Consider the following 23,219-nt stretch of genomic DNA (forward strand, 5'->3'; position numbering starts at 1 on the left):
GGTTTGTTGCCATAATCTGACAGAGCTGTGAACGCGATTACGACTTGCGCAAAGCTGGCAGGCCAACACCGGTTGAGTCAAATCCACCATCAGCCGCCAGGATCTGCCCCGTAATATAACTGGCTTTGTCGGAGGCCAAAAAGCAAATTGCCTCTGCGATCTCCTCTTCGCTTCCATAACGATTAAGCGGAATGGCATCATGGTAGGCATCGATGATGTCCTGAGAATGGACTGCCATCGCAAGCTTGGTGCGCACAGGGCCCGGGCACACGCAATTTGCGCGGATACCATATTCGCCCAATTCCGCGGCTTGCTGTTTCGTCAGTTGGATTACAGCCGCTTTTGACGTGCCATACGCCACGCGCAGAGTAGACGCGCGCAGGCCCGAGATTGACGCGATGTTTACGATGTTGCCCTTGGTCTCTTTCAAAGCTGGAGTTGCCGCTTGAGACATAAGGAAGACCCCATCCAAATTCGTTGCCATAACGCGCCGCCACCGTTCGAAATCGGTCTCTTCAATTGGCCCGAAGTCGGCGACGCCTGCGTTGTTGATCAATGCATCGACTTGGCCAAATGCGCTCAGCGTCTTTGAAAGGATATCTTCGACGTCGCTGGGACTAGAGACATCGCACTCAATAGGAAGAACCTGTTCTAAATCTGCGGATGCAGAGGTCAGCTCGGCACCATCCCAATCCACCAATGCAACCCGCCAGCCTGATTTCAGGAACAAGCGCGTGGTCGCGAGACCAATGCCTCTCGCGGCTCCGGTAACCAAAGCGACTTTCTGTGTCATGTGCATTCATCTCTTGGGTTGTGTCCCCAAGAGATGGCACATGGGGTTTGCTCAGGCAACGCCTTAGGAGGTTGCGGTCGCCGCCTCTAGCGCGATGTCCAGCAACCCGCCGATCGCGCGCGCAGAGCTTTTCGCATAGACGCGGCCCAGTTCCTGATCGCCTTTCAACACAAGGTGGGTCGAGCGGCTTGGTACGTTCCATTTTTTGGTCAAGCTGCTCCCGCCCCAGCGATCAAAGTCCACGTCGATGAAGACGATGTGCTTGTCGTAGGCTGGGTTTTCCTCGCGGAGCACATCAAGGCGGCGCGCCATCGCACGGCAGGTCGAGCACCAGTCGGTTTTGAAATCCACATAGACGGTGTCGCCAGCAGCCAGATGTTTTTCGATCAGGCCTTTGGTGTAATCCACCGATGCATAGCCCAGCGCGGGCACAGTCGATACGGCGGCAGTCAGAAGCATAAAGTCACGACGGTTCATGTTGAAATCTCCTTAGAAGGCGACAGAAAGGTCCAGAAGCCAAAGCGGCATGCGATCCAGCAGCCAGGCTTCGATGATGTGGTGCCAGCGGAAAAAGAGCATCAGTCCGACGGCGGTGAAAATCAGGCCCATCAGCGGGCGAGCGGCGGTGGCTATTTTGCGCAGCGTGTCTTGGCGGCGCATCAGGGCGGCGCGGGCGCCATAGCCAAGCGCGAGGATCAACGTAGATACGCCGAGTGCAAAAAACACCATTATGAGGGTCGCCCAGGCCAGAGACTCGCCCTGCGAGGCCAAAGAAATTGCGCCGCCGAGGGTGGGTCCAACGCAGGGGCTCCAGACCATGCCCAGCAGGAGGCCACCGAGGAATTGGCCCCTTAGGGTCGAGCGATCGATCTGATCGAGCTGGCTGTCTGCAGAAGAAGCCACCCCAGCGGTCGCGAGGGAAAAGGCAGAGGAAAAGCGGGGAATGAGCAGGATCAGACCAAAGCCAATCATCAGAACCGCACCTGCACGGGAAATGTCGTCTGTGGTCAGGCCGATGGCATAGCCAAAGGCGGTGATCGACACGCCGAGCACCACGAACGAGAGGCTCATGCCCAATGCCATTACTGCAGGCCCATGGCGATGCGCCTGCAGCGCCGAGGCCACGACAATCGGCAAAACCGGCAGAACGCAGGGGTTGATCAGGGTCAAAAGCCCCGCGAGATAGGCAAAAAACAGCAATTCCATGGGGGCACCATGGCCCAAGCGCTGTCCGATGTCATTTCACAGAGCAGGCGTCACGCTTCAAGAATGCGTGTGTGGATTGACACATTCCACAAAGGGGCGTTGCCCCTCGCAGGCCTAGCCTGCTCACCCCAGAGTATTTTCAGCAAGATGAAATGAGGGCGCTGAGGCTTTGGCGTTGGGTGCCCTCCGCGTCGAAATTGTCAGGCGACAGCCATGCGTCATGCGCAGCTTTGATCTTCGGCCAGTCCTGATCGGTGATGGCAAACCACGCGGTGTCTCTGTTGCGGCCTTTGTAGACCAGTGCCTGACGGAAAAGGCCTTCGTACTGGAACCCGAGGCGGGTGGCTGCACGGCGAGAGGGTGCATTCAAGGCATCGCATTTCCATTCATAGCGGCGATATCCGAGATCCTCGAATGCATAGCGCATTAGAAGGCTCATAGCTTCGGTGGCGGCAGGCGTACGCTGCAGGACAGGCGCATAGGCGATGCCTCCGACTTCTATGCTGCCACCGTCGGGTTTGATCCGCATGAGGCTTGCTATGCCGATGGGTGCGCCTTCTGTGTCCAGGATGGCATAATAATGCGGATCCTTCGCGACTTCATACGCGGCAATCAGCGTTTCGAAGTCTGCAAAATTCTCGAACGGGCCTACATACATATAGGTCCAGACCGACGCCTTTTCGTCCTGCGCATAGGCATCATAGAGCGCCCGCGCGTGGTCTTTGGCAGACAAAGGTGCGACCGAGCAATAGCGGCCATTTAGCACGCCGCGCTCTGGCCATTTTGCACCGGTCCAACCAGGCACGTCTTCTCCGATGGGTTGGCCGAGGTGATTTTTGCGCGTCATGAGATCGTCCTTGATGTTTCGCCTCACCTCACATGATATAGGACTTGAATAAACACCCAATTTTTGACTTTTCAAACAGACCAATCTGATGTCATCGACCTGGCTTGCCTTCACCATCGACCGTAGCAAAAAGACCCCAGTCTTTGAGCAGATCTGCGACGCCTTGCGTCAGGACATTCGCAAAGGGACCAAACCGAAAGGCACGAAACTCCCGCCAACGCGGAGCTTTGCCGAAGAGTTGGGCGTATCGCGCTCGACGGTTGTCACGGCCTATGAACAGCTGGTGGCCGAGGGCTATATCGAAGGCCGACAAGGGGCGGGCTATGAGGTCTGTGTCGTGGAGACACCTGAAATTGACGTGGTGCCTGCACCGACCGGCCTGAATAGCCTTCCACCCGAGGATGCCCCTTATGGATTTCTGTCAGGCAATCCAGACATGCGTCTTTTTCCTTATCGTGCCTGGGCCAAAACCGTTGCGCGGGTGGCGCGCAAGCGACCCGAGGATCTTTTGGTTTCGCAGTCGCTGCAAGGGTTTCCGGCCCTGCGCGAGGCCATTGCCGAGCATGTGCGGGAGTGGCGCGGGGTGCGGGCGGTTCCAGAGCAGATCTTTGTCACCGCAGGATCTATTGAGGGCCTGGAACTGTGCCTGCGCGCCCTGAGCAAAGCGGGGGATCCGATCGCCTTGGAAAACCCGGGATATCAGCCAATGCGACGGCAAGTCGAAGCCATGGGGATGCGTACGGTTGATATGGCGCTGGACGATCAGGGCGCCTGCGTGCCCGACCAAGAGGCGGCCTTTGTGGTGCTAACGCCTTCCCACCAATATCCCCTAGGCGGCACAATGTCTGCCAACCGTCGCCAAGAATTTCTGGCCTGGGCCACCGCGACACAAAGCTGGATCGTGGAAGACGATTACGACAGCGAGTTTCGCTTTGCCGGACGACCGATCCCTGCGATGGCGGGGTTTGATGACCTCAATCGCACGATCTATGTGGGCAGCTTTTCCAAGGTGTTTTCCTCTGGCTTGCGCTTGGGCTACGTCATCCCTCCTTTGGCGTTGCGAGATCGTTTTGCAGAGATGCTCCGACGCTTTGGCAGCCGCGCCAGCGTAACGCCGCAAGCGCCTTTGGCGGAGTTCATGCAAAGTGGTGAGTTCTATCGCCACCTTCGGCGTGTGCGGCGGCACTATGGGCGCAGGCGTGCGTTCCTGCTTGAGGCCCTCGCGCGGGATTTTGAGGATGTCGGAGCGGTCAAAGACCATCAGGCGGGCATGCAGATCGCGCTACACTTGAAACCTCATCTAAACGACCTCCACATCGAAGAGATGGCCGCGTATGCAGGCGTCACAGTTCAGGCCTTGTCACGCTTTTATGCGGGAACGCCCAAAGGGAACGGCTTGGTTCTGGGCTATTGTGGTATGAACGAGGAAGAGACCGCCGACGCGCTGACGATTTTGCGGCGGGTCATAGACACAGCGTAACCCGGAGGCTTCAATATGGCACGACAGCTTTATCTCGGCCCTTTGACGGACAATCGCCGCTGGGATCGGGTGACGCTGCGCTCTGATGACGTGATTGTCGTGACGCCTCCGAAATGCGGCACCACTTGGATGCAAACGATCGTGGCTTTACTGTTCTCTGGCAACCCCGAGATCGAGACTGATCTGTCGATCAAGATGCCATGGGTCGACATTAGGATGCGTGACATGGACGACGTGGCAGCACACCTCGAGGCGATGGAGCATCGCCGCAGCATGAAAAGCCATACGCCGATAGACGGGCTGCCTTTGGATGAGAACGTCCAGTACCTTTGCGTTTTTCGCCACCCGTTGGATGCGCATATCTCATTCAGGCATCACGTGCGCAATGTGCCACTCCGGCTCTTTGACATGTGGTACCCCGAAGAAGATCCGGACCGCATAGCGTTTCGCCGGTTTCTAGATGGTGGCCCCGAGGGGTTCGACATGGATTTTATGCCGCTTGCCCATATCCTTCGGCATTATGAAGCGGCGCTTAGGGTCGCCGACCAGCCAAATGTGACGCTGTTCCACTACGCGGATATGACCCGAGACCTCACGGGCTGCGTGGCCCAAGTCGCCTCAATTCTGGGCGTGGATCATCCAGCAGATCAGATGGAAAAGCTCATCCAAGCCGCGACCTTTGAAAATATGAAAGCCCATGCGGAACGTTTTGCCCCGTCTGGCGGCAAGGGATTTTTCAAATCAGACGCAGGCTTCTTCCACAGCGGTACGCTGGGACAGTGGGAAGACGTGCTGGCGACCGAAGAGATAGCCGCATATGACGCAATGATGGACACCCATCTTTCGCCCGATCATCGCGCTTGGCTGGAATATGGCGATGCGGCAAAAGAAAAGGGCCGCCGAAGCGACCCTCTCTCATAAACAGGGAAGCCAGAGCTTAGCCGTTAACGCTGTCTTTCAGCGCTTTGGCGATGGTCATTTTCACGACCTTGTCTGCTTCTTTCTTGATCTGCTCGCCGGTGGCTGGGTTGCGCACCATGCGCTCTGGGCGCTCGCGGCAGTAGATTTTACCAACACCTGGCAGGGTGACAGCACCACCGCCGGAAACTTCGCGGGTGATCAGCGCGCATACGGCGTCCAGAGCTGCACCAGCGGATTTTTTGTCAGACCCCATTTCCTCGGCCAGAGCGGCGACGAGCTGAGTTTTGGTCATCGGTTTTGCCATTTTATGGTCTCCTTAAGTCTGCCCGTGTTTTGGGCCTCATCGCCAACATTTAAAGGGCTTTTCGCGACGAACACAACGAAATGCTGAGCGATTGACGTTGAAATCAGCCGAAAATCGCAAGTTTCGTCGGGTTATCCACAGAAAATTTGCATCAGAGGAAGGCGGTTTCGTCAAATGACCGCAATTTCCGCGAATGCAAACGTTCCAGAGGCATATCCCGCAGGGACTCCATCGCACGGATTCCAATCAACAAATGGCGCGCAACTTGCGTCTTGTAAAAGTCGCTGGCCATGCCTGGCAGTTTGAGCTCTCCGTGAAGGGGCTTGTCGGAAACGCAAAGCAGCGTGCCGTAGGGCACACGGAACCTGAACCCATTTGCGGCAATCGTTGCGCTCTCCATGTCCAAAGCTACCGCGCGCGACTGGCTAAGGCGCTGTACGGGACCCGAGGTCTCGCGCAGTTCCCAGTTGCGGTTGTCGATGGTGGCAACAGTGCCCGTCCGCATAATGCGTTTCAGCTCAAAACCCGAAAGTTCGGTGACATCGGCCACGGCGTTCTCCAGCGCGACCTGAATTTCCGCAAGCGGCGGGATCGGCACCCAGATCGGCAGGTCGTCATCCAGCACGTGATCTTCGCGCAAGTAGGAATGGGCGAGGACAAAATCGCCAAGGCTCTGGGAATTTCTGAGGCCTGCGCAGTGACCGACCATCAACCAGGCATGCGGACGCAAAACCGCGATATGGTCGGTCGCCGTTTTCGCGTTTGACGGGCCGACCCCGATATTGACCAAAGTGATCCCTGAGCCGTTTTTGCGTTTCAAGTGGTAGGTCGGCATCTGCGGCTGTTTCTCGACCATCGGGATCTCGGCATCCGCCGTCGTGATCTCGTGGTTTCCAGTCGAGACAAAGCTCGTATAGCCGCTGTCGGGATCTGCGAGCATTTTGCGGGCATAGGCCTCAAACTCGCTGAAATAGAACTGGTAGTTCGTGAAAAGAACATGGTTCTGGAAATGCTCGGGCGCGGTCGCCGTATAGTGTGCCAGACGTGCCAAAGAATAATCTACACGTTGCGCCGTGAACGGGGACAAAGGATGCGCTTCGCCATCCTTGGTCACATCCACACCATTCACAATGTCATCATTTGTTGTGTCGAGATCCGGCACATCAAAGATGTCGCGCAACGGAAAGCTGGCGGAGCCCATCTGAGGGACTTCGACATCGCTGGGCACTGCGAAATGCACCGGAATGGGCGTGTCTGAATAGCCGATTTCAACGCCAACCCCGTGGTTCTCGATCAGGAGACCAATCTGCTGTTCCAGATAGTGCCGGAACAGGTCGGGGCGAGTGACGGTGGTTGCATAGACGCCGGGTTCGGCGACATGGCCAAAGGACAGGCGGCTGTCGATGCCTGCAAAGCTGGTCGTGGTGATCCGGATCTCTGGGTAAAACGCACGGATCCGGCGACCTTCCGGGCCATTGGCCAGGGTGGTCGTGAATTTCTGCGTCAGAAATTTGGTAGCCTCCGCATAAAGGCTGCAGAGGCGGTCAACCGCGGCCTTCGCATCGGTGAAGCTTTCGGTCGGTGTCGCCACAACGGTTTCAATCGGAAGAGATACGGGCGTCATTGCGCGGCCTCAATCACATCAGTCATTTCAAATTTCGTCACATCAACAAGGCCAAGGTCGCTGATCCTGATTTCAGGGATCACAACCAGCGCCAAGAGCGAATGCTGCATGTAGGCATTGTTCAGGGTACAGCCGCAAGCCTCCATGGCCTCAACCATGTTTTGCGCCTTTGCAGAGACTATTTTCGCGGGTTCATCAGACATGAGGCCGGCAATCGGCAGTTCGACCAAAGCGATCTCTTTGCCGTCCTTAAAGACGGTTACCCCGCCGCCGACGTCTCCCAAGCGATTGGCCGCCAGGGCCATGTCTTCGTGGCTGGTGCCGACGACGATCATATGGTGGCTGTCATGCGCGACCGTCGAAGCCATGGCCATGCGCCCCTCATAGCCAAAGCCGCTGACGAACCCATTCACCGTGGTGCCCAGCGCTTGGTGGCGTTCGACCAGAGCGATCTGACACACGTCTTTGTCGACGTCCATTTGAACGAGGCCATCTTCAACCGCCAGTTCGGCCTTCAACGCCTTCGTGGGCGCTTGATTTTCTAAGACGCCGATGACATTCGCCGTCACCGCATTCGCACCCTCTGGTGCTTTGATGTAGAAATCCTCTGCAACGCGATTTTTGCCCAGATGCACCGTCTGGCGCGCATGATCCGGCCACTCAAGATGAGGGCAATCCACCAACCCTTCTCCGTCCTTCGCGATGGTCACGCCGCGGGCAATCACATGCTCAATCGGGAGCGTTTTCAGTTCGGACGTCAGGATCACATCTGCGCGCCTTCCGGGCGTAATAGAGCCTAATTCACGCTCTAATCCGAAATGCGTCGCCGTATTGATCGTCGCCATCTGAAGCGCCACCACAGGGTCGCATCCACAGTCAATCGCATGACGCACGACGCGGTTCATATGGCCGTCATTGACCAAAGTCCCCGAGTGGCAGTCATCCGTACACAGGATGAAGTTCCGAGGATCCAGCCCCTTTTCCGTCACCACTGTGATCTGGGTTTCGACGTCATACCACGCAGACCCCAACCGCATCATCGAGCGCATCCCCTGACGCACCCGCATGATCGCATCGGCCTCGCATGTACCTTCATGATCATCCGCAGGGCCTCCGGCTGCATAGGCGTGGAAATTCGGACCCAGATCGGGCGAGGCATAGTGGCCGCCGATGGTCTTGCCAGCCGCCTGCGTCGCGGCCATTTCCGCGAGCATCTTGGGATCAGCGTTGATCACGCCGGGGAAGTTCATCATCTCGCCCAAACCGATGATACCGGGCCAGCTCATGGCCTCGGTGACATCGTCAGGCGTGATCTCATAGCCGGTGGTTTCGAGCCCCGGTGCCGACGGCGCGCAGCTTGGCATTTGCGTGAAGATATTGACGGGTTGCATCATCGCCTCGTCATGCATCATGCGCACGCCCTCAAGGCCCAAGACATTCGCGATCTCATGCGGGTCCGTAAACATCGTGGTCGTGCCATGAGGGATCACCGCGCGGGCAAATTCAGCAGGCGTCAGCATGCCCGATTCAATATGCATATGCCCGTCGCAGAGGCCCGGGATCATATAGCGTCCCTCGGCCTCGATGATCTCGGTGTCTTCGCCAATGCAATGGCTGGCATCAGGACCAACATAAGCGATGCGGCCCTCGGCAATCGCAATGTCATGATCGTCTAGAATTTCGCGCGTATGCACATTCACCCAGCGGCCTGATTTGATCACCAAATCGGCAGGGGTGCGGCCAGCGGCTGTGTTGATGAGGCGGGGGGCGCTTTCGGCCCATGTTTTTAATTTTTGTTGCTCCATGTCGCACTCTGTCACGAGACTTTGGTCGGTTCAAGCATGTGAAAATGAAGCTTTTGCGAATTCTCTTTCAAGCCAAAGCGAAAACCCGTCAGGCAACATCCGCGGAGCGGAGGTTGCGCGGTGTCGTTCCAAATTCTGACTTGAATGCGCGCGTAAAGGCCGACGGATCATCATACCCGCACCGCAACGCTATCTCGCGCACCGACAAGCTGGTTTCTCGCGAGAGTTTGCGAGCTTGATTAAGGCGAAGCCGGCGATAAATCGTGCGTGGGCTGGCCCCATAGGTCGCCTGCATGCGTGTTTCCAAAGCCTTTTGGGTCTGGCCGCAATGCCGGGCAACCTCTCCGATCGTGAGCGGCATTTCCAGATTTGCTGCCATCATAGAAATCGCCTGATCCACCGTCGTGACTTCCCCGCTTGTTGAACGGTCTCGTGCCATCAAAAGCTGCCCCACTTCCAATGCCAGCGCCTGTCCATGGGTTTCTCCAATCAAATGATGGGTCAAATCATACGCGGCGCGTGCGCCCGAGCACGTAATACGATCCCGATCGATCACAAAGCGTTCGCGCACCGTTTCAATGTCAGAAAACCTTTCGGCAAATCCCGTCAGTTCCTCCCAGTGGATGGTGGCCCGATAACCCGCCAAGAGTCCGGCTGTCGCCATCAGCCAAGCGCCCGTATCCAGCCCGGCAATCACCGGATATCGCGAGGCCGCGGCCCGCAATGCCGCTTGACTGCGCCACCCTGCGAGCTCGCGAAATCCGTATGAGGGCATCACGGCCAACAGAGCCCCAGAGAGTTGTCCAAGCGGAGCATCCGGAGTCACGCGCAGACCGCTCGAACTGGTCGCAGGCTCTCCCGACAAAGTCAGGATCCGCCAATGATACAAAGGCTTTGCCGAAATCATATTAGCCGCCCTGAGCGGTTCAATCGTATTGGCAAGACATAGGTTCGAAAATCCGTCAAACAGCAGGATATCGAAAGTCTCGGTCTCGGATGTTGATTTTGTCCAATTTGGCATAATTTTGATCTAATCCTGCACGATATCCTTGGTCAAGAGCGGCATGTTGCGCGCAATAACTAAGGAGATTCTGCCATGCACTTCGGCCTCACTGAAGAACAACAAATGATCCAAGATACGGTGCGTGCTTTCGTAGAGAATGAACTCTACCCGCATGAAGCGGAAATCGAACGCACCGGGCATCTGGATATGGACGTCATCAAAGACATTCAGCAAAAGGCGATGGAAGCGGGCCTCTATGCGGCGAACATGCCCGAAGAAGTCGGCGGCGCGGGTCTCGATACGCTGACTTGGCTGATGTATGAAAAAGAACTCGGCCGCACCAACTATGCGCTGCACTGGACCGGCGTTGCGCGCCCCTCCAATATCCTGCTCGCGGGCACCGATGAGCAAAAAGAGAAGTATCTCTACCCTTGCATGAAGGGCGAGACCTGGGATTGCCTTGCAATGACCGAGCCAGACGCGGGTTCCGACCTGCGCGGCATGAAGGCTACCGCACGCCAAGACGGCGACGACTGGATCCTGAACGGCACGAAACACTTTATCTCGCACGCCGACATCGCAGGATTTGCGATCGTCTTCATGGCGACCGGCGAAGAAGACACCCCACGCGGTAAAAAGAAACTGATCACGGCCTTCTTCGTCGACAAAGGCACCCCGGGCTTCACCGTCCGCGAAGGCTATTGCAACGTCTCCCACCGTGGCTACACCAACCAGGTACTGGAATTTGACGACTGCCGCCTGCCAGCATCCGCGGTTCTGGGCGAAGTCCACAAGGGCTTCCAAGTGGCCAACGACTGGCTGGGCGCAACCCGTCTGCAAGTCGCAGCAACCTGCTTGGGCCGCGCGGAACGTGCGCTGCAGCATTCCATCGACTATTGCGCGGAACGCAAACAGTTCGGCCAACAGATCGGTAAGTTCCAAGGTGTATCCTTCAAACTGGCCGACATGGCGACCGAGCTGAAAGCCGCAGAGCTTCTGACCTGGAACGGCGGCTGGAAGTTTGAGCAAGGCACCGTGACTGAGTCCGACATGTCCATGGCGAAACTCAAGGCGACCGAAGCGCTGGCGATGATTGCCGATGAAGCGATCCAGATCCACGGCGGCATGGGCCTGATGGACGAGCTGCCTCTGGAACGCATCTGGCGCGACGCGCGTGTGGAGCGTATCTGGGAAGGCACTTCCGAGATCCAGCGCCACATCATCAGCCGCGAAATGCTGCGTCCGGTCGGCGCCTGATCATGAGCGATACCACCGCCGCAAAGCCAGTTGTGACGATCACCTATTGCATCGGGTGCAACTGGCTTTTGCGTGCTGGGTGGATGGCCCAAGAGCTTTTGCAGACCTTCAAAGACGATCTCGGCGGAGTCACTTTGGTGCCCGGCGAGATCGGCGGCGTGTTTGAGATCACCCTCGACGACGCGCTCCTTTGGGAACGCAAACGCGACGGCGGCTTTCCAGACGCCAAAGAGCTGAAACAACGGGTCAGGGACATCATCGAACCCACGCGCGATCTGGGTCATCTGGACCGCGCAGACGCACCCTAAGACTGCCTCCGGCGGGGATATTTTTGGCAAGAGAAAAAGGGGCGCCTTCTGGCACCCCCAAGAAAGAAAACCTCTTTCCCTTGCACGGCCATCGGCGTCCCCGCCTGTACCGCAAAATGAAGATGCAGAGACTTGGTTAAGAAAACCTTATTCTCTTGCCAAAAATATCCCCGCCGGAGGCACGAACCTTCTGCGCAACAGTGAGCCAAAGACATGACCCGAGATCTTTCTCGTCTTCTCCGCCCGAAATCCATAGCCGTCGTCGGTGGCGGTGCCTGGTGTGCGGCTGTCATCGAACAATGCCAAAAGATGGGCTTTCAGGGCGAGATCTGGCCCGTACACCCCAAGGCCGAAGAGCTTGCGGGCTTGCCTGTCTTCAAGGATCTCGCAGCTCTGCCTTCCGCGCCAGATGCCGTTTTCCTCGGCGTGAACCGGTTCATCACTGTCGATCTGGTCGGTCAATTGTCCGCCATGAACGCAGGCGGCGCGGTCTGTTTTGCCTCGGGCTTCCTTGAGGCCTCTGCCGAGGACGAAAACGCAGCCGGCCTGCAAGACCAACTGCTGGCCGCCGCCGGAGACATGCCTATCCTCGGCCCGAATTGCTATGGGTTTATCAACTATCTCGATGGCGCGCTGCTGTGGCCCGACCAGCAAGGCGGGCAAAGCGCTGAAACAGGTGTCGCCATCGTCACTCAAAGCTCCAACATCGCCATCAACCTCACCATGCAGAACCGAGGCCTGCCGATCGCCTATATGATCACAGCCGGCAATCAGGCTCAGATCGGCATTGCAGAACTTGGCCGCGGGCTGTTGGATGATCCGCGCGTTACGGCCCTGGGTCTGCATATTGAAGGCTTCGGCGACCTGCGCGCTTGGGAAGAGCTCGCGGCTTACGCGAAATCCGTGAACAAGCCGATTGTTGCCATCAAAGTTGGTAAGTCTGCGCAGGCGCAGGCGGCGACTGTGTCTCATACTGCCTCGCTTGCGGGCGGAGACGCAGGCGCCGCAGCGCTTTTGAAACGTCTTGGGATTGCGCGGCTGGATGACCTCGCGTCCTTCCTTGAAACGTTGAAGCTGTTGCATGTGACGGGGCCTCTGCCGTCCAATACGATTGCAACGATGAGCTGCTCTGGCGGCGAAGCCAGCCTCGCTGCCGATACCGCTCATGGCCGTGATCTTGTCTTTCCACCGCTGAATGAGCGCCAGAAAACCGACCTGCGCGAAGCCCTCGGCCCGATGGTCGCTTTGGCCAACCCACTGGATTACCACACCTATATCTGGCGCGATGTTCCTGCCCTGACCAAAACCTTCGCGGCAATGACAGACCCTCAGCTCGCGATGACCATGCTGATCCTCGACTTGCCCCGCACGGATCGCGGAGACCCCGAGGACTGGCTCGAAACCGTCAAAGCCCTGATTGCTGCCAAAGAGCAAACCGGTGGCAACTTTGGCCTTGTCGCCACCCTGCCGGAACTTTTGCCCGAAGACCTGGCCAATGAGCTGACCGCAGCCGGCATCGTCGCCTTTTCCGGCCTAAATGAGGCCATGGCCGCCTGCGAAGCCGCAGCGATGAGCCCAAGCGAAGAGCGTGCCCCCCTGCTTTTGCCGACCCCGACGGTCACGCCAGACTTGGTCAACGAAGCAGAGGCCAAAACCGCCCTCGCAGGCTTTGGCCTACGCATCCCCAAAGCGCAGCAGGCCCCGGGCAAAGACGCCCTGCCCGCAGCCATCGACGCGGTCGGCATGCCCTGCGTGATCAAAGCCGAAGGCCTCGCCCACAAGTCCGACGTGGGTGGCGTCTATCTGGCACGTGGCACAAAGGAAGAGGCCATTGCCGCAGCCCACGCCATGCCGTGCGAGACATGGCTGGTCGAAGAGCTGGTGGACGGCACCATTGCCGAACTCTTGGTTGGTGTTGTCAAAGATCCGGCTCACGGCTTTGTCCTAACGCTCGCGGCAGGTGGCACTCTGACCGAACTTCTGCAGGACGGACGCTCTTTGCTGGTGCCTGCCAGTGATGCCGAGATCACCGAGGCCCTCTCAGAGCTACGCATCGCGAAGCAGCTCAACGGCTATCGCGGCGCGGCGCCTGCGGATATGCCTTCCGTGCTTGCAGCCATCCGCGCTGTGCAGGACTATGTCATGGCATACGCCGAAGGGCTCGAGGAGATCGAGATCAACCCGCTGCTCTGCACCGCTGAAACTGCGGTTGCGGTCGACGCGTTGATCCGCCGTAAGGACTAACCCATGCGCAAAATCGGAGCGGTGATCTTTCCAGACTTTGAAATGCTCGACCTGTTCGGGCCGCTTCAGATGTTTTCGATGCACCGCGATGCGTTTGAAATCCTGACTGTCGCAGAAACGCGCGCAGAAGTGAAATCCTCGGGCGGTCCGAAGGTCGTGCCCGATTATTCGATTGCCGATCCGATCCGCTATGACATCCTGTTGGTTCCGGGCGGCAAGGGCACGCGGTCTGCGCGCCACAATGAGGTCTTGCTGAGCTGGCTCAACAAAGCGGCGGCACAGGCAGAGCTGGTGACCAGCGTTTGCACGGGATCGCTTTTGCTGGCGAGTGCGGGCATTCTGCACGGCCGCCGTGCCACAACAAACAAACGTGCGTTTGATTGGGTGGTTGATCACTCGCCCGCCGGAATCAATTGGCAACCCGAAGCCCGCTGGATTGAGGACCGCAATATCCTGACCTCATCCGGCGTTTCTGCTGGCATGGATATGAGCCTCGCCGTGATTGAAAGAACCCTTGGCCCGAAGGCTGCGAAAGATGCAGCGCTTTGGGCGGAATACACACCGCATAAGGATGCGGATTTCGACCCATTTTCGTTGGAAGGACAAACGATATGACCGACAGCCCCGTCAAAACCCGCCGCGAAGGCGCGATCCTCGAAGTCACGCTGGACCGCCCCAAGGCCAATGCGATTGACCTGGCCACGAGCCGCATCATGGGACAGGTTTTTGCGGACTTCCGCGACGATCCAGAACTGCGCGTTGCCATCATCACCGGCGGTGGCGAGAAATTCTTCTGCCCGGGCTGGGATCTGAAGGCCGCGGCTGATGGTGACGAAGTCGACGGCGACTATGGCGTTGGCGGTTTCGGCGGCATGCAGGAATTGCGCGATCTGAACAAACCGGTGATCGCAGCTGTCAACGGCATCGCCTGTGGTGGCGGCCTGGAATTGGCGATCTCTGCCGATATGATCATCGCCGCGGACCACGCGACCTTTGCCCTTCCCGAAATCCGGTCGGGCACGGTGGCGGATGCCGCGTCGATCAAACTGCCAAAGCGCATTCCTTATCACATCGCGATGGAACTTCTGCTGACCGGCCGTTGGTTTGACGCCGAAGAAGCCAACCGCTGGGGTCTGGTCAATGAAATCGTACCCGCCGATCAACTGATGGACCGCGCCTGGGAACTCGCGCGCCTCTTGGCCTCGGGCCCGCCGCTGGTCTATGCTGCGATCAAAGAAGTTGTGCGCGACGCCGAAGACAGCAAGTTCCAGGATGCGATGAACCGCATCACCAAACGCCAGCTGCGCACGGTGGATGTGCTTTATGCCAGTGAGGACCAGCTGGAGGGCGCCAAGGCCTTTGCCGAAAAGCGCGATCCGGTTTGGAAGGGACGTTGAACGGACCAAATGATTTAGAACGATTTCTCGGCCCTCAGGAGCTGACCCACGCCAAGGCCCTGTCCGAAATGCGGGCAGGCCTAAAGCTGAGCCATTGGATCTGGTGGGAGTTCCCACAACTGCGTGGCCTTGGGACATCGGTAAAATCAGTCAAATACGGCCTCGCTGACCTCAGCGAGGCTCGTTTTTATTTGGCACATCCGTTGTTGGGACCGCGCTTGGTTGAATTGTGCATGGCCCTTATGGCCCATCGAGGGGCCGCGCCTGAGGCGGTTTTAGGACCGGTAGATGCGCGTAAAGTGCAAAGCATGGCCACGCTGTTTTCGCGCGTCGAGGGTGCGCCTGCGGTGTTTCAGGATATTCTGGACGGGTTTTACGCAGGGATGCGATGTATGCGCACAGACGAGATGCTTGCTACCTGAGGTATCGGTCAGAATTTGAGTATTTTTGGCAAGATGAAATCAGGCTTTGCGGAAGGTCGCGATGACGGCCAGATCGTCTTTGTGGTCTGACGTGCTATTTGGCCCATAGATCGGAAGTTGCGGCAGCTGCAGATCAGAGATCTGAGGCATCAAACTCTCGATCTTGGCCGCAAACCCCTGCGCCTCGTAGTGTTCGGCATTGATCGACAAGCAAAGCAACCCGCCCGGTTTCGTGATCCGCATCACATCGTCAAGCGCGTCCGGGCCAACATGGCCATGGGTGAATGTGCCTGAACTGACGATTCCACTATAGGTGCCGTCCTCAACCGGAAGGCGCTGCGTGAGGTCTCCGGTAAAGAGGGTGCGATAGATGTTTTTGGCCTCAGCAACATCGAGCATTTCCTGAGAGATATCGGTCGCGTCAATCGGACTAATTTTGCTCTGCGCCAGTGCTTCTGCGAGTATCCCTGTGCCCGCGCCTATATCCAGAACTGGCCCGTCCCCGCCCTGCTGCGCAAACATACGGGCGACCTGAATATGCAGGATATAGTCTGACGTCGCCACGAAGTCGCTGTCATAACTGTCGGCCCAATCGGCATAGAGGCGGACGGAATCTTCAGGCGTCTGCAGCGCGTAGGCGGCCCCTAGTCCAGGTGCTTGATCTTTACTCATGAGGCAAAATGACCTGCTTTTTGAAGCAAAATCAAGCGTCGCGGCCTTGTAACCAAGGGCGCAAAAGATCAGGTTGAAGCGCATGAGCAAGACACTCCTATCCCTCGGACATGGATTTTCCGCACAGGCCCTCGCAGACCGACTGGTGCCGCAAGGCTGGCGCGTGATCGGAACGACCCGAAAACCTGAGAAATTCGCGCAGCTTAAAGCACAGGGGGTTGAGCCACTGCTTTGGCCTTGCGATTTGGAAAGACCACTTTCTGAAGCCACCCACCTTCTGACATCTGCAGGCCCAGATGCCGAGGGCGATCCAATCCTGCGTCAGGCTTATGCAGCCATCGCCAAAGTTGCGCCCAAGCTTGAGTGGGTCGGCTATCTCTCCACCACGGGCGTCTACGGAGATCATGACGGCGGTTGGGTCGATGAGACCTCCCCAACTGAACCCGCCACCGTGCGCGGTCAGCGCCGTGTGAAATCGGAGAAAGAGTGGCTGAATATTCCTGAGCTGCCGGTCCACGTCTTTCGTCTGGCAGGCATCTATGGCCCCGGCCGCGGCCCTTTTGCGAAATTGCGCAAGGGCGTCGCCCAGCGCGTGATCAAAAAGAACCAGATCTTCTCGCGCACCCATGTGGAAGACATCGCGCAGGTTCTTGAGGCCTCGATCAACGCGCCCAACCCGGGCCGCATCTACAACGTCTGCGATGACGACCCCCAGCCGCCAGAAGTGGTTCTGGAATACGCCGCGCACCTGCTCGGGATGGAGCCCCCACCCGCCGTGCCCTTCGAAGACGCAGACATGAGCCCAATGGCCCGCAGCTTCTATTCCGACAGCAAACGCGTGCGCAATGATCGCATCAAGGACGAGCTGGGCGTGGCGCTCAAATACCCAGACTTCAAATCAGCCCTGCACGCCATGCTTGAAGAAGAAACCAAATAGGTTTCATCTTGCCAAAAATACTCAAAACCTAGCGTGGCCTCAGGCGCTTTTGTTACCGATTTGCGCGATGCCTAGAGTATCCAGAACCTTGGTCTCGATCTGCTCGGCATTCATCGCAGCGACTTCATACATGTCACGCGGGCTGGCCTGATCGATAAAGATATCCGGCAGCACCATCGAGCGGTACTTGAGGCCGCCATCAAAGACGCCCTCTTCAGCCAAAAGCTGCGCCACATGAGAGCCAAAGCCACCAACCGCACCTTCTTCGATGGTGATCAGAGCTTCGTGGTTCGCCGCAAGGCTCAGGATCATGTCGCGGTCCAAAGGCTTAGCAAAACGCGCATCCGCAATCGTTGGCGTGATGCCTTTGGCCGACAAAGATTCCGCCGCCTTGCGCACCTCTTCCAAACGTGTGCCAAAGGACAAGAGCGCCACACGTTTGCCCTCTTGGATCATACGGCCTTTGCCGATCTCCAGCACCTCGCCGCGTTCAGGCAGCTCGACACCCACGCCTTCGCCACGTGGATAGCGGAAAGCAATCGGGCCCTCATCATGCGCCACGGCTGTTGCGACCATATGCTTAAGCTCAGCCTCATCCGCCGCCGCCATGACAACCATGCCCGGCAGGTTCGCCATATAGGCGATGTCAAAACTGCCCGCGTGTGTCGCCCCATCGGCACCCACAAGCCCAGCTCGGTCAATCGCGAAACGTACCGGCAAACGCTGGATCGCCACATCATGCACGACCTGATCATAGCCGCGCTGCAGGAAGGTCGAATACATCGTACAGAAGGGCTTCATACCCCCCGCCGCGAGCCCCGCGCAGAAGGTCACCCCATGCTGCTCGGCAATGGCCACATCAAAGCACCGGCTCGGGTAGCGTTCCGCAAAGAGGTTCAAGCCAGTGCCATCCGGCATCGCCGCCGTCACTGCGACGATCTTATCGTCCTCAGCCGCCATCTCGGTCAGGGTCTGGCCAAAGACGCTTGTGTAGCTTGGCGCGTTGCTCGGCGCTTTTTGCTGTTTGCCGGTCGGCACGTCAAATTTCGCCGTCGCGTGCCCCTTATCCCGCGCAGCCTCGGCCGGCCCATAACCCTTGCCCTTCTGCGTCACCACATGCAGCAACATCGGCCCGGTCGCCCGTTCCTGCACCGTGCGCAACACAGGCAAAAGCTGCTCCATATCGTGCCCATCAATCGGACCCAGATAGGAAAAGCCCAGCGCCTCAAAAAGCGTGCCGCCAACCGTCATGCCCTTCAGCATATCCTTGGCGCGTTTGGCCCCTTCGCGGAAGGGTTCCGGCAACAAAGACACAGCCCCCTTGGCCGCCGCTTTTAATTCCTGAAACGGCTCACCCGCATAGAGACGGCTCAGATAAGACGACATCGCCCCCACAGGAGGCGCAATCGACATGTCGTTGTCATTGAGGATCACAAACAAGCGCTTGCCCAAATGGCCCGCATTGTTCATCGCCTCATAAGCCATGCCCGCGGAAATCGAGCCATCGCCGATCACCGCAATCGCATCGCCCAAACCGCCTTCGCACTGACCGCCCAGATCGCGCGCGACGGAAAAACCCAAGGCCGCGGAAATCGACGTCGAAGAATGAGCAGCGCCAAAAGGATCAAACACAGACTCAGAGCGTTTCGTGAACCCGCTCAGCCCATCCTTCATGCGCAAAGTACGAATACGATCCCGACGCCCAGTCAGGATCTTATGCGGATAGCATTGGTGGCTCACGTCCCAAATCAGCTTGTCCTTGGGCGTGTCAAACACCGCATGCAGCGCCACGGTCAGCTCGACAACGCCAAGCCCCGCGCCCAAATGCCCACCTGTCTCAGAGACGGCTGAAATCGTCTCGGTGCGCAACTCATCTGCCAATTGCGCCAATTCGGCGTCGCTGAGGTGCTTGAGGTCTTCGGGCTTGTTCACCCGGTCAAGCAGAGGCGTGTCTGGTCTGGCCGACATGGCTGGTCCCCAAATTTAGCTGTCCCGCGCGATAACAAAGCGGGCGGCGTCTCGCAAGGTATCGGCATCGCTACCATAAGGATCTAGGGCGCTGGCACAGGATTCAACAAGGTCGCGGGCGCGAGATTTCGCCGCATCCATGCCCAAAAGTGACACAAAAGTCGCCTTTCCGGCCTTTTCATCCTTGCCCAGAGTCTTACCGACCTTCTCAGCATCCCCTTCGATATCCAGAACGTCATCCCAGATCTGAAAGGCCAAACCCAAGGCATCTGCATAGGCCTTAAGCGGAGCTGTATCCGCCCCCGCCATCCGTGCACCGGCAGTTGCCGACCAGGCAAAAAGCGCCCCGGTCTTACCCGCTTGCAATGCCGTGATCTCTTCCAACGTCAGAGGCACATCAGAGGTCTCAGCCGCCATATCCAAGGCCTGCCCCAAAACCATGCCCTGCGCGCCTGCAGCCCGCGCCAAACTCAGCGCCAGATCCGCGCGTACCTCGGCGCTGTCGCTGACCTCGGTATGCGCGGCACATTCAAAGGCCAACGTCTGCAGAGCATCCCCCGCCAAAACCGCCGTCGCATAATCCCATTTCACATGCACCGTCGGCAGACCGCGCCGCATGTCATCGTCATCCATGCAGGGCAGATCATCATGCACCAAGGAATAGGCATGCATCGCCTCAATCGCTGTCGCAGGCCAGATCGCCTGCGCCGCGTCAATCCCATGCAACCGCGCCGATTCCAGCACCAGAAACGCCCGTAACCGTTTGCCGCGGGCCGTCGCATAGCGCATCGCCTCGACAACAGGCAAATCGCCCATCGGAGCCATCACCTGCAGCAAATGCGCTTCGACCGCCGTCGCGGCCTCCTGCAAACGAGTTTGAAACACTCTACAGACCTTCGACAGGCTTCAGACCAGAGGGCTCGCCATTGCCATCCAATGTGATGGCCGCGACCTTTTCCTCCGCTTCCTTGAGCTTCGCCTCACAACGCGCCTTCAACTCGGCCCCTCGTTCATAAAGCTTGATGCTGTCCTCAAGCGCCACATCGCCGCGCTCGAGTTTGCCCACGACCTGCTCAAGCTCAGCCATGGCCTGCTCAAAGGACATCTCGGAAACAGCCGTTTCGCTCATTGTGCATTCTCCATAAGGGCCTTCACATGGGCAGCAACACTCTCGCCCAGGGCCTCAATGTTATAGCCCCCCTCAAGAGCAGAAACAACGCGGCCCTCGCAATGGGTGTCGGCCAGTTGACAGAAGCGGTTCGTGAGCCAGACGAAATCCTCGATATCCCAGTTCAGCTGCGCCAGCGGATCATCCTTATGCGCATCAAACCCAGCCGAGAGCAGGATCAGCTCGGGTTGAAACCGATCAATCGCGGGGAAGACCTCAGCCTCATAGACCTCACGCATCGTGGCACCATCTGATTCAGGCGCGAAGGTGATGTTATGGACGTTATTATGCCCACCGGTTTCATTGGCAAAGCCCGTGCCCGGCCAAAGCGGGCTCTGGTGGCTCGAGAAAAACTGCGCGCGCGGCTCATTCCACAAGAGTGCCTGCGTGCCATTGCCGTGATGGACGTCAAAATCCACCACTGTCACACGGCTCAGCCCATGGCGCTCCATCGCGTGGCGCGCCGCAATCGCCACATTACCAAACAGGCAGAACCCCATCGGCGTTTCGATTTCCGCATGATGCCCGGGCGGCCGGGTTGCGACAAAGGCATTGCCTGCTTCGCCCGCTAAGACCGCATCCACCGCCGCGATATTGGCGCCAACCGCCCGCCGTGCGGCCCGGATCGAACCCGGAGACATATGCGTGTCCTCATCCAACTGCCGGCTGCCAGAGGGCGGCACATTGGCCACCAGAAACTCCAGATAGCTCTCAGGGTGACACAGCAGAATATCATCATCCTTACAATTGGGGGCCTCGCGGCGCTCCAGATCCGAGAAATCAGAAAGCGCTTTTTCGATCGAAATAAGACGCGCCACCTGTTCTGGATGGCCGTCTGGCGTCACATGATCGAGACAATCGGGGTGGGTATAGAGTAGCGTGGTCATGAGCGGCATCAAAACCGCAGAATAAGGAGCCTGACAAGATGCGAATTCCCCTATTAGCGGCAATTTCTCTGCTCAGCGCCACCCTGGCGTGGGCCGAACCTGTTTCTGAGGTCAGCTCGGACCTCGATGGCGATGGCAGCGCCGAGATCTTTCGTCTCACCGGCCAAGAGGACGGAGACGCGGATCTGGTCATCGACACGGACAGATGGCAACTCATAATCAAAGATTTCGTCTGGCACGGCGCGGGTTTTGGCCAAGAAGCCAGCCTCGCGCTCGCGCCCAATGGATCCGTTCAAGTGATGTCGATGAACGAAAGCATCGGTCGCAACCGCTGGCGGCTGACGCTCACGATTGCCTATCGCGATCAGGCTTATCGCGTCGCGGGCTACACGTTCACTTGGTATGACACGCTTGATCTTGAAAACTCTGGCAACTGTGATGTGAACCTGCTCAGCGGCAAAGGGCTCTTGGCCCTAGGCGACAAAGACCCCGAGCCAATCCGCGTCACTTGGGGCGCCGTTAAGATCACAGATTGGACCCATGTGCCCGTCTGGGAAGGCCCCTGCGAACAACGCTAAGCTTTCATCTTGCCAGAAATACTCGCGCCGCAGGCCGTGCTGCGGCACGCAGCGCGCTCAATCCGGCGCCAGCATATAGCCCGCCCCGCGCACGGTCTGCAGATAGCGCGGCTGCTTGGGGTCCGCCTCGATCTTGCGTCTGAGCCGGGTGATCTGCACATCCACCGCGCGCTCTTGCGCCTGACCTCGATCACGACCCAAATCCTCGACCAGTTTCGCGCGGCTCACCGCCTCGCCGGGACAGGCCGAGAAGATCTTCATCAATTGGTTTTCCGTCGCCGTCAGCCTTACCGGCGTATCACCCTGCCACATCTCGCCACGTTCGATGTCATAGCGGATCGGCCCCAAATTGAGCACCTTAGGCACCAGATCCGCCTCGGATTTCTCAGGCATCCGCCGCAGGATCGCGTTGATGCGCAGCAGCAGCTCTTTGGGTTCAAACGGCTTACCAAGGTAGTCATCCGCCCCAGCCTCGAGCCCCTTGATCCGGTCCTCGGTTTCCCCTTTGGCGGTCAAAAGCATGATCGGCGTTTTTGACGTTTCCCGAATGGCCGCTGTCAGGCTTACCCCATCCTCACCGGGCATCATGACATCGAGGATGATCATATCAAATTCGAGCCCAGACAGGATCCGCCGCGCATGGGCCGCATCACGCGCAGCCGACACCAGAAACCCATTCCGCATCAGGAATTTCTGCAGCAAGCCGCGGATACGTTCGTCGTCGTCAACGATCAGCAGATGTGGCTCTAGGTCCATCAGGATCCTCCATCCCTTAGGGCGTCATTCTTGCGGCGCATCTCGGTGTCCATCATGGCCTCGAGCACCCGCCGGAACCCGGCAACCGCCTCGGGCCCCGCGTCGCGATAAGCCGCCCGCATCCGCACCCTTTGCGCATCAGACAGCCGCGCCTCAAGCGCCACGCCCTCTTCCGTAAGGTACAAATTGCGCTCGCGCTTGTCTGTCTTTCCGACGTGGCTTTCGACCAGACCATCTTCGATCAAGGTGCGCAAAACACGATTAAGAGACTGTTTCGTGACCCCCAAAATATCGAGCAAATTGGTCACAGTCGTGCCCGGCGCGCGGTTGATAAAGTGGATCGCGCGGTGATGCGCGCGCCCATAGGCCATCGTCGCAAGGATCCGATCCGGATCCGCCGTAAACCCGCGGTATGCGAAATACATCGCCTCAATCCCCTGACGCAGCTGTTCATCCGTCAGGAATAAAAGGCTCTCTCCGCCGTAAGTGTCGCCCATTGCCGTTGACCCGTTCTTATCTTCGCAAGCCTCAGACCGACAGTACGTCAGCCTTGTTGACACTCCAAGAGTGAATTGGTAGCGATTTCCAGTTTTGGAGTCATTTATGACCGGATCGGACATAAATGAAAGTGTTTTAGGCGAC

Annotated in this window: 25 protein-coding genes; 10 read left to right on the forward strand and 15 right to left on the reverse strand. The window is 58.2% G+C overall.

Features of this window, described 5'->3' with window-relative positions:
* Positions 1-37: 37 nt before the first annotated feature.
* The 4 genes from WG622_RS14635 to WG622_RS14650 all read right to left on the reverse strand — a co-directional run bounded on the left by WG622_RS14635 (position 38) and on the right by WG622_RS14650 (position 2,846).
* Positions 38-793, reverse strand: a complete 756-nt coding sequence (locus tag WG622_RS14635) for an SDR family NAD(P)-dependent oxidoreductase (protein ID WP_339404290.1) — start codon at positions 791-793, stop codon at positions 38-40.
* Between the two features lie 63 nt (positions 794-856).
* A complete protein-coding gene (locus WG622_RS14640) occupies positions 857-1,270 on the reverse strand; it encodes a thioredoxin family protein (protein WP_339404291.1) in 414 nt (137 codons plus the stop codon).
* Positions 1,271-1,282: 12 nt separating this feature from the next.
* Positions 1,283-1,999, reverse strand: coding sequence for a cytochrome c biogenesis CcdA family protein (locus WG622_RS14645; protein ID WP_209357662.1), 717 nt, complete (start codon positions 1,997-1,999; stop codon positions 1,283-1,285).
* Between the two features lie 139 nt (positions 2,000-2,138).
* A complete protein-coding gene (locus tag WG622_RS14650) occupies positions 2,139-2,846 on the reverse strand; it encodes a GNAT family N-acetyltransferase (protein ID WP_339404292.1) in 708 nt (235 codons plus the stop codon).
* Positions 2,847-2,934: 88 nt separating this feature from the next.
* On the opposite strand from WG622_RS14650, the gene pdxR reads away from it, so the two are divergent.
* Both pdxR and WG622_RS14660 read left to right on the forward strand, forming a co-directional pair.
* Complete coding sequence (pdxR, locus tag WG622_RS14655; protein ID WP_339404293.1) at positions 2,935-4,326, forward strand: MocR-like pyridoxine biosynthesis transcription factor PdxR; 1,392 nt, start codon at positions 2,935-2,937, stop codon at positions 4,324-4,326.
* A 15-nt stretch (positions 4,327-4,341) separates the two neighbouring features.
* The gene (locus WG622_RS14660; RefSeq protein ID WP_339404294.1) at positions 4,342-5,247 is read left to right on the forward strand and encodes a sulfotransferase domain-containing protein; all 906 of its coding nucleotides are present in this window, start codon (positions 4,342-4,344) and stop codon (positions 5,245-5,247) included.
* Positions 5,248-5,263: 16 nt separating this feature from the next.
* Here WG622_RS14660 and WG622_RS14665 read toward each other — a convergent pair whose 3' ends face one another.
* The 4 genes from WG622_RS14665 to WG622_RS14680 all read right to left on the reverse strand — a co-directional run bounded on the left by WG622_RS14665 (position 5,264) and on the right by WG622_RS14680 (position 10,001).
* Positions 5,264-5,551 (reverse strand): HU family DNA-binding protein, encoded by a 288-nt coding sequence (locus WG622_RS14665; RefSeq protein WP_209357665.1) that lies wholly within the window; start codon positions 5,549-5,551, stop codon positions 5,264-5,266.
* A gap of 151 nt (positions 5,552-5,702) precedes the next feature.
* Positions 5,703-7,175, reverse strand: a complete 1,473-nt coding sequence (locus tag WG622_RS14670) for an AMP nucleosidase (RefSeq protein WP_339404295.1) — start codon at positions 7,173-7,175, stop codon at positions 5,703-5,705.
* On the reverse strand, positions 7,172-8,980 hold the full coding sequence (gene ade / locus WG622_RS14675) for an adenine deaminase (protein WP_339404296.1): 1,809 nt from the start codon (positions 8,978-8,980) through the stop codon (positions 7,172-7,174). The genes WG622_RS14670 and ade overlap by 4 nt, the downstream gene beginning before the upstream one ends.
* A gap of 88 nt (positions 8,981-9,068) precedes the next feature.
* Positions 9,069-10,001 carry a GlxA family transcriptional regulator gene (locus tag WG622_RS14680; RefSeq protein WP_339404297.1) on the reverse strand — a complete coding sequence of 311 codons (933 nt, stop codon included), beginning with the start codon at positions 9,999-10,001 and terminating at the stop codon, positions 9,069-9,071.
* A 75-nt stretch (positions 10,002-10,076) separates the two neighbouring features.
* Between WG622_RS14680 and WG622_RS14685 the strand changes: the two genes are divergently transcribed.
* The 6 genes from WG622_RS14685 to WG622_RS14710 all read left to right on the forward strand — a co-directional run bounded on the left by WG622_RS14685 (position 10,077) and on the right by WG622_RS14710 (position 15,611).
* Positions 10,077-11,240 carry an acyl-CoA dehydrogenase family protein gene (locus WG622_RS14685; RefSeq protein ID WP_339404298.1) on the forward strand — a complete coding sequence of 388 codons (1,164 nt, stop codon included), beginning with the start codon at positions 10,077-10,079 and terminating at the stop codon, positions 11,238-11,240.
* A gap of 2 nt (positions 11,241-11,242) precedes the next feature.
* Positions 11,243-11,548 carry an Rdx family protein gene (locus WG622_RS14690; protein ID WP_339404299.1) on the forward strand — a complete coding sequence of 102 codons (306 nt, stop codon included), beginning with the start codon at positions 11,243-11,245 and terminating at the stop codon, positions 11,546-11,548.
* A 213-nt stretch (positions 11,549-11,761) separates the two neighbouring features.
* Positions 11,762-13,792 carry an acetate--CoA ligase family protein gene (locus tag WG622_RS14695; protein WP_339404300.1) on the forward strand — a complete coding sequence of 677 codons (2,031 nt, stop codon included), beginning with the start codon at positions 11,762-11,764 and terminating at the stop codon, positions 13,790-13,792.
* A 3-nt stretch (positions 13,793-13,795) separates the two neighbouring features.
* Positions 13,796-14,407, forward strand: coding sequence for a DJ-1/PfpI family protein (locus tag WG622_RS14700; protein WP_339404301.1), 612 nt, complete (start codon positions 13,796-13,798; stop codon positions 14,405-14,407).
* The gene (locus WG622_RS14705) at positions 14,404-15,189 is read left to right on the forward strand and encodes a carnitinyl-CoA dehydratase (RefSeq protein WP_339404302.1); all 786 of its coding nucleotides are present in this window, start codon (positions 14,404-14,406) and stop codon (positions 15,187-15,189) included. Before WG622_RS14700 ends, WG622_RS14705 begins: the two co-directional genes overlap by 4 nt.
* Positions 15,186-15,611, forward strand: a complete 426-nt coding sequence (locus WG622_RS14710; protein ID WP_339404303.1) for a DUF1810 domain-containing protein — start codon at positions 15,186-15,188, stop codon at positions 15,609-15,611. The genes WG622_RS14705 and WG622_RS14710 overlap by 4 nt, the downstream gene beginning before the upstream one ends.
* Positions 15,612-15,650: 39 nt before the next feature.
* Here the strand turns inward: WG622_RS14710 and WG622_RS14715 are convergent, their stop codons facing one another.
* Entirely contained in the window at positions 15,651-16,283 is a 633-nt protein-coding gene (locus WG622_RS14715) for a class I SAM-dependent DNA methyltransferase (protein WP_339404304.1), read from the reverse strand.
* An 82-nt stretch (positions 16,284-16,365) separates the two neighbouring features.
* On the opposite strand from WG622_RS14715, the gene WG622_RS14720 reads away from it, so the two are divergent.
* Positions 16,366-17,220, forward strand: a complete 855-nt coding sequence (locus WG622_RS14720; RefSeq protein WP_339404305.1) for an SDR family oxidoreductase — start codon at positions 16,366-16,368, stop codon at positions 17,218-17,220.
* A 39-nt stretch (positions 17,221-17,259) separates the two neighbouring features.
* On the opposite strand, the gene dxs is transcribed toward WG622_RS14720, so the two are convergent.
* The 4 genes from dxs to WG622_RS14740 are packed head-to-tail and all read right to left on the reverse strand — an operon-like array spanning position 17,260 to position 21,243.
* Entirely contained in the window at positions 17,260-19,188 is a 1,929-nt protein-coding gene (dxs, locus tag WG622_RS14725; protein WP_339404306.1) for a 1-deoxy-D-xylulose-5-phosphate synthase, read from the reverse strand.
* Positions 19,189-19,203: 15 nt separating this feature from the next.
* Positions 19,204-20,073: a polyprenyl synthetase family protein gene (locus WG622_RS14730; RefSeq protein ID WP_339404308.1), complete on the reverse strand. Its 870-nt coding sequence runs from the start codon at positions 20,071-20,073 to the stop codon at positions 19,204-19,206.
* Between the two features lies 1 nt (position 20,074).
* Positions 20,075-20,317 (reverse strand): exodeoxyribonuclease VII small subunit, encoded by a 243-nt coding sequence (locus tag WG622_RS14735; protein ID WP_339404309.1) that lies wholly within the window; start codon positions 20,315-20,317, stop codon positions 20,075-20,077.
* Positions 20,314-21,243 (reverse strand): histone deacetylase family protein, encoded by a 930-nt coding sequence (locus WG622_RS14740; RefSeq protein ID WP_339404310.1) that lies wholly within the window; start codon positions 21,241-21,243, stop codon positions 20,314-20,316. Before WG622_RS14740 ends, WG622_RS14735 begins: the two co-directional genes overlap by 4 nt.
* A gap of 38 nt (positions 21,244-21,281) precedes the next feature.
* On the opposite strand from WG622_RS14740, the gene WG622_RS14745 reads away from it, so the two are divergent.
* On the forward strand, positions 21,282-21,821 hold the full coding sequence (locus WG622_RS14745; RefSeq protein ID WP_339404311.1) for a hypothetical protein: 540 nt from the start codon (positions 21,282-21,284) through the stop codon (positions 21,819-21,821).
* Positions 21,822-21,878: 57 nt separating this feature from the next.
* Here WG622_RS14745 and WG622_RS14750 read toward each other — a convergent pair whose 3' ends face one another.
* Positions 21,879-22,577, reverse strand: a complete 699-nt coding sequence (locus WG622_RS14750; protein ID WP_438839173.1) for a response regulator — start codon at positions 22,575-22,577, stop codon at positions 21,879-21,881.
* Positions 22,577-23,074: a MarR family winged helix-turn-helix transcriptional regulator gene (locus WG622_RS14755; protein ID WP_209357680.1), complete on the reverse strand. Its 498-nt coding sequence runs from the start codon at positions 23,072-23,074 to the stop codon at positions 22,577-22,579. The genes WG622_RS14750 and WG622_RS14755 overlap by 1 nt, the downstream gene beginning before the upstream one ends.
* Positions 23,075-23,219: the final 145 nt, after the last annotated feature.

The organism is Cognatishimia coralii (assembly GCF_037478305.1).
Taxonomy (GTDB): Bacteria; Pseudomonadota; Alphaproteobacteria; order Rhodobacterales; family Rhodobacteraceae; genus Cognatishimia; species Cognatishimia coralii.

Coding starts and splice junctions, on each gene's coding strand:
- WG622_RS14705 (WP_339404302.1), top strand. CDS start 14,404: ATGACCGACAGCCCCGTCAAAACCCGCCGCGAAGGCGCGATCCTCGAA.
- WG622_RS14680 (WP_339404297.1), bottom strand. CDS start 10,001: ATGCCAAATTGGACAAAATCAACATCCGAGACCGAGACTTTCGATATC.
- WG622_RS14700 (WP_339404301.1), top strand. CDS start 13,796: ATGCGCAAAATCGGAGCGGTGATCTTTCCAGACTTTGAAATGCTCGAC.
- WG622_RS14635 (WP_339404290.1), bottom strand. CDS start 793: ATGACACAGAAAGTCGCTTTGGTTACCGGAGCCGCGAGAGGCATTGGT.
- WG622_RS14715 (WP_339404304.1), bottom strand. CDS start 16,283: ATGAGTAAAGATCAAGCACCTGGACTAGGGGCCGCCTACGCGCTGCAG.
- WG622_RS14740 (WP_339404310.1), bottom strand. CDS start 21,243: ATGACCACGCTACTCTATACCCACCCCGATTGTCTCGATCATGTGACG.
- WG622_RS14750 (WP_438839173.1), bottom strand. CDS start 22,577: ATGGACCTAGAGCCACATCTGCTGATCGTTGACGACGACGAACGTATC.
- WG622_RS14720 (WP_339404305.1), top strand. CDS start 16,366: ATGAGCAAGACACTCCTATCCCTCGGACATGGATTTTCCGCACAGGCC.
- WG622_RS14665 (WP_209357665.1), bottom strand. CDS start 5,551: ATGGCAAAACCGATGACCAAAACTCAGCTCGTCGCCGCTCTGGCCGAG.
- WG622_RS14685 (WP_339404298.1), top strand. CDS start 10,077: ATGCACTTCGGCCTCACTGAAGAACAACAAATGATCCAAGATACGGTG.
- pdxR (WP_339404293.1), top strand. CDS start 2,935: ATGTCATCGACCTGGCTTGCCTTCACCATCGACCGTAGCAAAAAGACC.
- WG622_RS14695 (WP_339404300.1), top strand. CDS start 11,762: ATGACCCGAGATCTTTCTCGTCTTCTCCGCCCGAAATCCATAGCCGTC.
- WG622_RS14660 (WP_339404294.1), top strand. CDS start 4,342: ATGGCACGACAGCTTTATCTCGGCCCTTTGACGGACAATCGCCGCTGG.
- WG622_RS14735 (WP_339404309.1), bottom strand. CDS start 20,317: ATGAGCGAAACGGCTGTTTCCGAGATGTCCTTTGAGCAGGCCATGGCT.
- WG622_RS14645 (WP_209357662.1), bottom strand. CDS start 1,999: ATGGAATTGCTGTTTTTTGCCTATCTCGCGGGGCTTTTGACCCTGATC.
- WG622_RS14650 (WP_339404292.1), bottom strand. CDS start 2,846: ATGACGCGCAAAAATCACCTCGGCCAACCCATCGGAGAAGACGTGCCT.
- WG622_RS14745 (WP_339404311.1), top strand. CDS start 21,282: ATGCGAATTCCCCTATTAGCGGCAATTTCTCTGCTCAGCGCCACCCTG.
- ade (WP_339404296.1), bottom strand. CDS start 8,980: ATGGAGCAACAAAAATTAAAAACATGGGCCGAAAGCGCCCCCCGCCTC.
- WG622_RS14640 (WP_339404291.1), bottom strand. CDS start 1,270: ATGAACCGTCGTGACTTTATGCTTCTGACTGCCGCCGTATCGACTGTG.
- WG622_RS14670 (WP_339404295.1), bottom strand. CDS start 7,175: ATGACGCCCGTATCTCTTCCGATTGAAACCGTTGTGGCGACACCGACC.
- WG622_RS14755 (WP_209357680.1), bottom strand. CDS start 23,074: ATGGGCGACACTTACGGCGGAGAGAGCCTTTTATTCCTGACGGATGAA.
- WG622_RS14690 (WP_339404299.1), top strand. CDS start 11,243: ATGAGCGATACCACCGCCGCAAAGCCAGTTGTGACGATCACCTATTGC.
- dxs (WP_339404306.1), bottom strand. CDS start 19,188: ATGTCGGCCAGACCAGACACGCCTCTGCTTGACCGGGTGAACAAGCCC.